Source organism: Thermoactinomyces sp. DSM 45892, from assembly GCF_900107305.1.
Classification (GTDB): Bacteria; Bacillota; Bacilli; order Thermoactinomycetales; family Thermoactinomycetaceae; genus Baia.
Genome location: NZ_FNPL01000002.1, coordinates 223,573 through 234,390 on the forward strand (window position 1 = coordinate 223,573; position 10,818 = coordinate 234,390).

Annotated in this window: 2 protein-coding genes; both read left to right on the forward strand. The window is 44.7% G+C overall.

Going from position 1 to position 10,818, the window contains the following annotated elements; all coding sequences use genetic code 11:
- Nucleotides 1–6: 6 nt before the first annotated feature.
- Entirely contained in the window at nt 7–7,251 is a 7,245-nt protein-coding gene (locus tag BLU58_RS02760; protein ID WP_176786458.1) for a hybrid non-ribosomal peptide synthetase/type I polyketide synthase, read from the forward strand.
- Nucleotides 7,252–7,282: 31 nt separating this feature from the next.
- On the forward strand, nt 7,283–10,606 hold the full coding sequence (locus BLU58_RS02765; RefSeq protein ID WP_093290707.1) for a non-ribosomal peptide synthetase: 3,324 nt from the start codon (nt 7,283–7,285) through the stop codon (nt 10,604–10,606).
- Nucleotides 10,607–10,818: the final 212 nt, after the last annotated feature.

The following is a 10,818-nucleotide window of genomic DNA, read 5'->3' on the forward strand; positions in this document are numbered from 1 at the left end:
ACGTTCATGGCACAATCTGTGCAACCGAATCAAATAGAAGACATTCTTACATTAACACCCACGCAAGAAGGGATTTTATATCACTGTTTAAAGGATTCTGTACAACAAATGTACGTTGGACAAGTGGCGCTTGAAGTAACAGGTCAGCTTCATGTGTCTCATTTGGAAAAAGCGCTTCAACGTGTTGTGCAGGAGAACGAGTGCTTACGGTCTGTTTTTAGATGGGAGAAGCTAAGTCATCCGGTACAAGTGATTCTCCGTCAAATGAGCCATCACATCATGGAGCACGATTTAACAAGCTTAAGCGAGCAGGAGCAGAAAGAGCAAATTGTTCAAATGGATGAGGAAGAACGGAGCAAGGGGTTTGATCTGACAAAGGGGCCACTCCTTCGGATTTCAGCAAGTAAGGTACGTGCTGATCAATATCGGGTGCTAATCAATTTCCACCATATTATGATGGACGGCTGGTCGCTGGGAGTATTTTTAAGCGAATGGTTTACGAGATACGGACAGCTTCAATCGAATCAGGTGAAGAAATCACAGCCCAAGACCAAATACAAAGAGTATGTGAAATGGCTTGGACAGCAAGAGACAGGCAAAGCCAAGGGGTTTTGGAACCGAGTGCTACAAAGCTGGGAGCCGACCACGAAGCTTCCGTATAGACATGATAAGAATGAAACCCATCTCCATATGAATTCAGTGGTGACATCCTTATCCGATATCATGCCAGAGGTAAGCCACTTTTCGAAAACATACGGTGTAACGCCAAATACGATTCTCAACGTCGCATGGGGAGTGATGTTGCAACGATATAGTGGCAGTGATGATGTTACGTTTGGGCTAACGGTATCGGGTCGACCAGATGAGATGCAAGGCGTGGATCAGACGATAGGATTGTTTATTAATACGGTTCCGGTACGGGTTATGACTGAATCGAAGCAAACGGTTACGGAGTTAATGAGCGAGGTTCATAAGCAAGCGGTTGAGATGAAAGAGTATGAGTACCTACCACTAACGGATATCCACTCAGCGGCCAAGCTTCGTGGGAATGAATCCCTATTTGATCATATTCTCGTATTTGAAAACTACCCACTTGATCAGAAATTGCTTGAAGGTGCGTATCATGATTTCCAAATTACTCGGTATTCGGAGTGGGAATTAAATAACTACGATTTGACGGTGGCGTTCCTCTTAGCGGGAGAGCCGCAGATGAAATTTGATTATATGGATGGCTTATTTGATCGCCAGACGATGGAGCGGATGGCGGAACATTTCCAAGTGGTGCTGAGACAAATAATCAGCCGCCCGGATGAGTTGGTTCGAAACCTGGATATTCTTCCAAAGTGGGAGGAGCAGCTAACTCTTTTCCAATTTAATCAAACGGAGCAAGCGTTTCCTCAGGATAAAACGGTATACCAACTCTTTGTCGAGCAAGTTAAAGCATCGCCTTCGATGAATGCGGTTGTTTTCCAAGACGAGAGCATCACGTATGAGCAATTATTTGAACGGGTTCAGCGATTGGGTGGAAGACTTCAGCGTTACGGGATTGTTCCGGGAGATGTCGTCTCCATTCAGCTAGATTGGTCGATTGATATGGTGGTAGCGATCATGGGCGTACTGGGGACAGGTGCGGCGTATGTGCCGATTGATCCTCATTATCCAAGTGAACGGATTGAGTATATCTTACAAGATAGTCGTTCGCAGCTGCTCATTACATCAACCGAATGTAAGGGTGCTTCAAGTGAAATGATGTCCCATGTGCTAGTGCTCGATAGTGAGGAAAGCGATGATCCACATGCAGAATTGGAGTTGATGCCGGTAGATTCTTCGCCGAGTGATCTGGCTTATGTGATCTACACATCAGGGTCCACGGGTCGACCGAAAGGGGTCATGATTGAACAGGAATCTTTTGTTGAGTTTGTGACATGGGCGGTAAAAGAGTATGAGCATCGCTTAGGTTATCAAGTGTTGTTATCGAATTCATTTGCCTTTGATAGTTCGATTCAGCAAATCTTTCCCCCACTTGTTTCTGGAGGGACGCTCCATTTGCTTCATCCGGATGTGAGAAAGGATGCTCGTCAATATCTGGATTACTTGAAACAGCATCGGATTAACAATATCGATGAGATCCCAGTGATTATGAATGTGCTGATAGAGCAGATTGATGAATCAGAAGAGCTACCTTTGTTGCCGGATTTGACTTGTCTTTCTCTAGGAAGCGAGTATGTGCCGATTGAGCTAGTGAAGAATTGTAGAACATATTTAAACCGAGATGGACGAATTATTAATGGATACGGTCCGGCTGAGGCATCGGTGGAGACGTGTACCTATCACTTTGATGGAAATTCGGAGCATGAGATTTCACTTGTGGGTAGGCCACGGGATAATACACGCGTTTATATTCTAGATCAGCACGGTCGTTTATGTCCGATTGGGATTTCGGGAGAAATTTGTGTAAGTGGAGTAGGTCTTGCAAGAGGATATCTATATCAGCCAGAACTGACGAATGAGAAGTTTATCGCCAATTCGTTTAGTGGGATTCTAGGGGATCGACTCTATAAAACAGGTGATGCAGGCCGGTGGTTAGCGGACGGTAATGTGGAGTATGTGGGTAGAATCGATAATCAAGTAAAAATTCGTGGGTTCCGTGTGGAATTGGGCGAGATTGAAAATGTGTTGCTTAAACATCCAGAAGTGAGTGATGCAATCGTGATCGCTCGTAAAAACGGTAGTGGTGACACAGATGTATATGCCTTTTTAAAAGCAGAATCGAAGCTGGCAAAGCACGATGTGAATACATTTTTGGCGGATAAGCTACCCCATTATATGATCCCGACGTACTACGAGTATGTGGAATCGTATCCACTTACACCAAATGGAAAAGTGGATCGAAAAGCATTAGCTCAGATGGAGGTGCTTGTAGCGGTTGAGGAGCAAGATGGTTCAAGTTCGCGCCATGAGTTAGATGAACAGATCATGGCGGTATGGAAAGAAGTATTAGATCTCGGAAACGTAGGGATTTATACTAATTTCTTTGAAGCAGGTGGAAACTCGATTCAAATCATGCGGGCTTTTAATAAGTTGAAAAAGGTGCTTCCGGATTTATCCTTAGAGATTAGTGACTTATTTACGTACAATACGATCGCTTCTTTAGCGGATTTCGTGACTCAATCGGCTGAGGCATCGAAAGAAGAGCCTTCTTCCATCGTCGAAGAGCGTGAGGAATTAGCCGAATCAGTTGAAGCAGAAACTACGCGGGATATCGCGATTATCGGGATTAGCGCAAAGGTACCCGGTGCAGATGATGTGGACGAGTGGTGGGAGTTGCTACGGGAAGGCAAATGTAGCATTCAGGAAATTCCAGAATCCAGAATCAAGCTTGATCCAGGGCAAAGTCCAGCGAAACAGTACCTACGCTATGGTTACATCGAAGGAATCGATCAGTTTGATCCGCAGTATTTTAATATCTCACCTAAGTTAGCAAAAGAGATGGATCCGAACCAACGAATGATGCTGGAGACGGTTAACCAGGCGATTGAGGATGCAGGCTATCCACGTGAGAAGATAGCGAATCAAAACGTCGGTGTATTTATGGGATCGGTTATGCCAAGCTACATGAATCATGTGGATGTCAAAGTGGACGAGCTATTGGCAAGTAATCTACCGGCCAATCTAGCAGGTCGCATCTCCTATCATTTTGGGTTAAACGGGCCTTCGATGGTGATCGATACCGCATGCTCTTCCTCTTTAGTTGCCCTGCATTCAGCGATAAATGCTTTACGCTACGGGGAATGCGAGATGGCTTTAGTAGGTGGTGTTCATATCGAGATTGACCATATTCGCAAAGAGATCGCGATGGGGTCGGGAATTGTTTCGCCGACTGAGACATGCCGGGCGTTTTCGGATGATGCCGATGGAACCATCGGTGGAGAGGGAAGCATCTGTCTATTGATCAAGCCGCTTGAAAAGGCTGTGGCAGATCAGGATCACATCTATGGAGTGATCAAGGGAAGTGCGATTGTCCAAGATGGAGCGAGATCAAACGGGATGACAGCTCCAAGCCCTGATGCGCAAGCCGAGACGATCGTTCGAGCATGGCAAGATGCGAAGATTGATCCAATGACGATTTCTTATATTGAAGCACATGGTACAGGAACGAAGTTAGGGGATCCGATTGAAGTGAAGGGGATTCGGAAAGCGTATGAATCCTATACCGACCAAAAGCAATTTATTGCCATGGGCTCTGTGAAGACTAACATGGGTCATTTAGATAGTGCTGCGGGATTGGCAGGTTTAGTGAAAGCAGTATTAAGCTTGCAAAATGGCATGATTCCTCCGTCTCTTCATTATACGAAGCCAAATGCCTTTATCGATTTTGAAAGCTCTCCTGTTTATCTCAATACAAGTCTTCAACCATGGGAGAAGCCAGAAGGATATCCACGAAGAGCAGGGATTAGTTCATTTGGATTAAGCGGAACCAATGTGCACGTTGTGGTAGAGGAATATGGGCAACCAAAAACAGCCTCCGATCAAGTGCATCTCGTTACGCTATCTGCTCCGACGGAGAAAGTGTTACATGGAAAAATAAGGGATCTAAAGCGTGATTTAGCGAAAAATCGTGAGTATGAGCTAGCTGACATAAGTTACACCTTAAACTGTCGTCGAAATCATGATTCTTATCGTTTTTCAACGGTTGTGAGAGATATAGAAGAGTTATCGAAGGCATTGGAAGATATGCAGGGAATAGCTGAGAAGCCTGTCAAACGTCTGAAGAAAGTCGTACTCTGGATTCCAGATTATGAAGTGGGTATGGAAAGCTTATGGGAGGCTCTGAGTCAAACAGGCTGGATTGATGAATCCATTACGATGAAACATCAGCAACTCTTAGATCACGCGCAAGATCCGAAGGCGAAGGTTGTAGCGTTTGCTTCAAGTGTCTATCATCTACTACGCAAGCTAGGATTGGAAGTAGGGATCGAAGGATCAGGAATCGGTATAGTGGCTCGGGATTTCATTCTTGGAACGATTTCATTCACAGATGTGTTGCAAGGAACGAGCGAGAAAAACCAGACTATGGCGGACGTTGTATCTAAATTTGGAGAGGAGACTCTCGTTTTATCCGTAGGTAGTTGTACTATAAAGGATGTCTCTGCTGTTGGTTATGATGTGGAAGTACGAGACTTGTTTACTCTTGAAAAGAAAGAACATGATTTCTTATCTGTGCTATCGCATTTATATCAAATGGGTTATAACCTTCATTTTGAAGCAATCCAACAGGGAAGAACGGTCTCTCTACCAACTTATCCGTTCCAACGTAAGTCGTACTGGTTTGAGCAATCGAAGAAACAAAAAAGCGGATCATCCCTATTCAATCAAGATCACACAGAGTCTATCAAGGTAAAGGAAGAACTGATGCATACCTTTGAATGGGCGGTGTCGGAATTACCGGCTAACCTTTCAGCACGAGGTGTACAAGGTGCTATCTTGATCATCACGGATCTGGATAATGGAACCACTTATTCTTCATTGATAGAAAAGTTTACCGATCATGGGCACCAAGTGATTCAGCTTCATTATGGTAGGAAATATCGAAGTGTGGCTGACGATCAAGTGGAGATCAATCCGCGCGAAGAAGAGCACTTTACTAGGATGATGAAGGAGTTAAGAGAATCAGGAGTTTCAATCGGAGCTGTCATAGATCTATCCCGTTTCCAATCTACTTCACTAGCAAATGTATCTAGGTGGAACGATGAGCAGTTAGATACGAATCTTGTTACGTCTCTTCACCCAACGTTAAACCTAGTAAAGAGTATCGCGGCTTTGAGTACGAAACATCCTGTTTACACTTTCTTTATCACCCAACAAGCATATTCGGTGGGAGTAAACGATCATTATGTAAATCCGCTACATAGTCCTACCCTTGCTTTAAGTAGAACGATGAACCGGGAATTGAATCAAGTTCAATCGTTTTGTATCGATATGAATGAGGTCCCTTCTGATCAGATGGCTCAGATGATTTATGAGGAAGTATCGAGGAATAACGTGATTCGAGAAGTGGCGTATCGAAGCGGAAAACGATATACGAAAACGCTAAAGAGAATGCCGATCGGGTCTATGACAAAGCGAGAAATGATCCGGGAAAGCGGTGTCTACCTCGTAACGGGTGGAACGGGTGGTATTGCGCAAGAGATCTGTCAGTCTATCGCGAAGAAGGATAACGTGATCCTGATTCTCGTGGGGCGAACTAGCGAGCAGGATGTGAGTAGCCAACAAGCAGAATCGATGGATACCATTCGTGGGCTAGGTTCAGAGGTGCATTACTACCAAGCGGATGTTGCTAATTTGACCGAGATGAACAGCGTGTTGGATGATGTAACAGCTCAATTTGGCAAAGTGGATGGAGTGATCCATACAGCAGGTGTTTTAGGGAAGCCTGTTTCTTTGAAAGATTCGAAGCTGGAGGATTACAAAGCTGTAATGGAAGCAAAGGTGAAAGGAACCTTGGTTCTGGATCAGTTGCTAAAAGAACAGTTCGTCGATTTTTTCCTCGTATTTTCTTCTGTGGATGCGGTTCTTTCGGAAAAAAGGATTGCTCCATATGCTTGTGCCAATGCCTTCCTTGATAGTTATGCATCCCTGCAACGCCAAATGGGGAAACGATTTATCTCGATCCAGTGGGGTGGATGGCAAAACACCGGGATGGGCGATGTGCAGAGAGCGAAAGAGGATCATGCATCTGTGGATAAAATAAAACGATTATCTCCCCTCATTCTCGGATTTAATCGGAATGATGGAGTAGCTGCGTTTCATGCGATCTTAGGTGCGAATGTAAGCCCTGCATTTGTAAGTGGTTTAAATCAAGAAGATATGGAGGAAATCCGTGGACTCTCCTTCTTTGAAATCGATTCACAATTGCTAGAAACGAAACTAGAAACGTCACAATCTCAAGCTTCTTGGACATTTGAGCAGATTGTGGAGGCTGTTACTAAAACGTGGAGAGAGATCTTAGAGTTTGAAGAGGACGAAGAACTGGATCCAGGAGAGAGCTACTTCTCACTTGGTGGGGATTCGATTCAAGGGATTGACATCATGGTAGAGTTATCGAATTTGTTTAGCTTAAAAATGGATGCGGATACCATCTTCCGTTTTGATAGCGTGAAAGCACTAAGTCAACATATTTTCGATTCTCTGCAAAAACCGAAAACAGCGCAAAAAATAAGGTCGATTCCGAAAGCAAGGCCGATTCAATAAGCAAGTTTAGAAAGGTGGTGTGATTGCAACCATGATTGTTTATGACAAAGAGATGTTGGAGCAAAAGCAGTATTGGTTAGATATATTTCGTAGCGAACCTGCTTTTCCAGATGTACCGTCTGATTTTCAAACAACCGATCAAGTGAGAGAGAGAGCTAGCTTTCCTTTATCGGTAGATCCAGAAGTGACGACTTCGCTCCTACGCATTTGTAAGGATTCGGATTTATTAATGTACACATTCTTACTAGCTGTTACGAAAATCTGGCTGTATAAATATAGCGGTCGGCAAGAAATAGGGGTGGGTGTTCCGTCACATCGTCCTACTCAGAAGTTGGTTCCAGTTGTTTCTAGACTGGAACCGGCTCAATCAGCTAAGCAAGTGATTTTAGAGACGAAACGAAGTTTGACAGAAGCTTATCAAAATCAGGAGTTCCCGATTGCCCATCTATTTGATGAGTTGGGAGTTGAGATGAATGGGAGGCTACCTTGGCTTACTTTGGTTGTCTCGCTTGATAATATTCACGACCCTGATTTCATCGAAGCAGAGGTTCCTGATTTAGCACTGATGTTTACAAAAGAAGATGGTGCACTATCGGCGCGCTGGTTGTACAATCCAGCACTGTATATGAAATCTTCACTTGAGCAGTACTTCGAGCACTATATGCAGGCCCTTCGCTCTGTTTTGGCCGATTCATCGATTCCAGTTCATGAAGTAGATCTCTTAACGGAGACAGAGAAGAAGAAATGGGTCGTGGATTGCAACGATACGGGTGTGGATTACGAGCGACATGCAACGTTATCCGAGTTGTTTGAGCGACAAGTGGGACTCCATCCAGAAGCGATCGCAGTGGAGGATGAAGACCGCCAAATCACGTACCGTGAGTTAAACGAAGTGGCTAATCAATGGGCGAGGGTGCTACGAAATAAAGGGGTATGTGCAAATCAACCAGTTGGGATTATGTTACATCGTACAACTGAATTCATCATTGCCATCTTGGCCGTGACGAAAGCAGGCGGGATGTATGTTCCATTATCAACAGATTATCCGGCTGAGCGAATTCACTATATGTTAGAAGATAGCGGCTGTCTGATTGCGCTAACGACCAAGAACTTGTTAGCGGAAATGGACTTTGCAGGCGAATGGATTTGTTTGGATGATAAGGGCGCAAGTCAAGAAAGCAAAGAGAATTTGTCTCTTCAAAACGAGGCAAATGACTTAGCCTACATGATCTATACATCTGGCTCTACGGGGGCGCCTAAAGGTGTGATGACTGAGCACCGCTCTGTACATAATCTGGTGATTGGACATGAAACGTTATATAGAGGTCAAATCAACTCTCACGATCGCTTCCTTGTCTGTACCAATATTTCCTTTGATGCTAGTACATTTGAAACGTGGTTACCCCTCCTTGTAGGAGCGACGCTCGTGATGTATGCAGGTGAAAAGTTTGATGTGATGAAGCTGGCGGCATCGATGGAACAGAAGGAAATAACCTTTGCTTTTATTCCACCGGCGCTGTTGAATCCACTGTACGACGAGTTTAGGGAATCCGGTAGGAAATTTCCGCTTACGAAGATGTTTGTAGGTGGAGAAGCGTCTAAAGTGGAGCATCTAGAGAATTATAAAGTGCTAAAACCAGAGTTGATGCTGGTAAATGCCTATGGTCCCACGGAAACGGCTGTTATCTGTACAGGTTATCACTATCAATCAAAGGGCTGCATGGATCCAAATGTGCCGATTGGGAAACCGATGGTGAACACGCAAATGTATGTCTTGAATGCAGATATGCAACCTGTTTCGACAGGGATTTTGGGTGAACTATGGGTAGGCGGAGATGGGATAGCAAGAGGGTATTGGAATCAGCCAGAACTTACCGCAGAACGATTTGTTGAGAATCCGTTTAGACCGGGGACGAAGATGTATCGTACTGGGGATATCGTCAAATGGCTTTCGGATGGCAATCTCCAATTTATCGGACGAGCTGACCACCAAGTAAAGATCCGTGGTTATCGGATTGAGCTAGGTGAAATTGAAAATCGCCTTGCACAGCACGATGCGGTTCTAAATGCGCTTGTGTTGATCAAAGAGGATTCTCAGGGTGAAAAATACCTATGTGCTTATGTAGAGATGGGGAGTGAGGCGACAAATGAAGATTTGGTCGAGTGGATTGCAAAACGACTTCCTCTCTATATGATTCCAAGTGCTTTTGTGAGAGTAAGTACATTTCCGCTTACCCACAATGGAAAAATAGATCGCCGTGCGCTTCCAGAGCCAAATCAGTCTTCCATCACCGTGCATGACAAACAAGCGTACTTAGCCCCGCGCAACGAGTTAGAGCAGGCCATGGTCCAGTTGTGGGAAGAAGTACTACAAGTAGAGCCGATTGGTGTGTTAGATAACTTTTTCGCGATGGGAGGCCATTCTCTTAAAGCGCTTAATCTAGTGAATAAAGTGTCCAAGAAATTCGAAAGAAGTCTACCGTTATCCGTGCTATTTAAAAATCCTACTGTGGCTTCGTTGTGTGAGATGCTTCAATCTCATGCCGACGACGTTTCTGGAAATGTAATTTTACTGAATGAAGGTGACGAAGCAGTCGCGCCATTGTTTGTGGTTCATGGGCAAGGCGGTGGAATTATCAACTTTGTCCATCTCGCTCAGGCGTTTGAATCGAAACGTACTATCTATGCTTTTCAGGCGCTAGGTTATGATGACGGAGAGCCCATCGAGCTAAGTGTAGAGCAGATGGCGGAACGATATATCGCTGAAATGCGCCAAATCGCACCAACAGGTCCCTATCATCTGATGGGCTGGTCCTTCGGTGGGCTACTCGTCTATGAGATCACAAAGCAACTAGAAGAACAAGGAGAGGCAGTAGCTTATCTAGGTATATGTGACGTCAAGCCACGTTCGAAAGAATCGTTACCAAAATGGGACGAAAAACGTGATCCACTTATTCGGTATGCATTGCTTCAAGGAATGGAAGAAAGCCGCTTAGCAAAGCGAAGTGAAGAAGAGCAGCTTCAAGTCTGTCAACAATTGATTGGTGATGAAGTATCAGAGGGTGTGCTTGAAGAGGAAGTATCTCTTTCGAAACTACGTATTATCGCGATTAATGGCCTTGCGCTTAGAAAATACCAGCCAACAGGGACGATATGCGCTGATATTCACTTGTTTTTGGCTTTAGAAGATAGCTTGCTTCAGGATGCGCAGCCAGAAGAGATTGTAGATTTATGGTCAGGATTAACGGAGGGTCAGGTGAAGTATTCCCTGACTGGTGGGGATCACTACTCGATGCTTGAGCCGCCGCATATTAAGCCATTTGTGGATAAAATTTGTGGTCAGTTGGGGGAGTAGATTGATGAACGATTGATTGGTGATCGAGGGCCCGGAGAGTCTATTCGACTTATATGGACAGGGCGGACTTGCATTTTCACATCCTCGCGGGCTCACTATTTGAGCAGTGGACAGATACATGCCCCGGGATTGCTTTGATCCAATCGCTAATAAATCCGATCGCTAATAAACTGCCCTGATCGACCGATAGGACATCGACCTGACAAGACAAG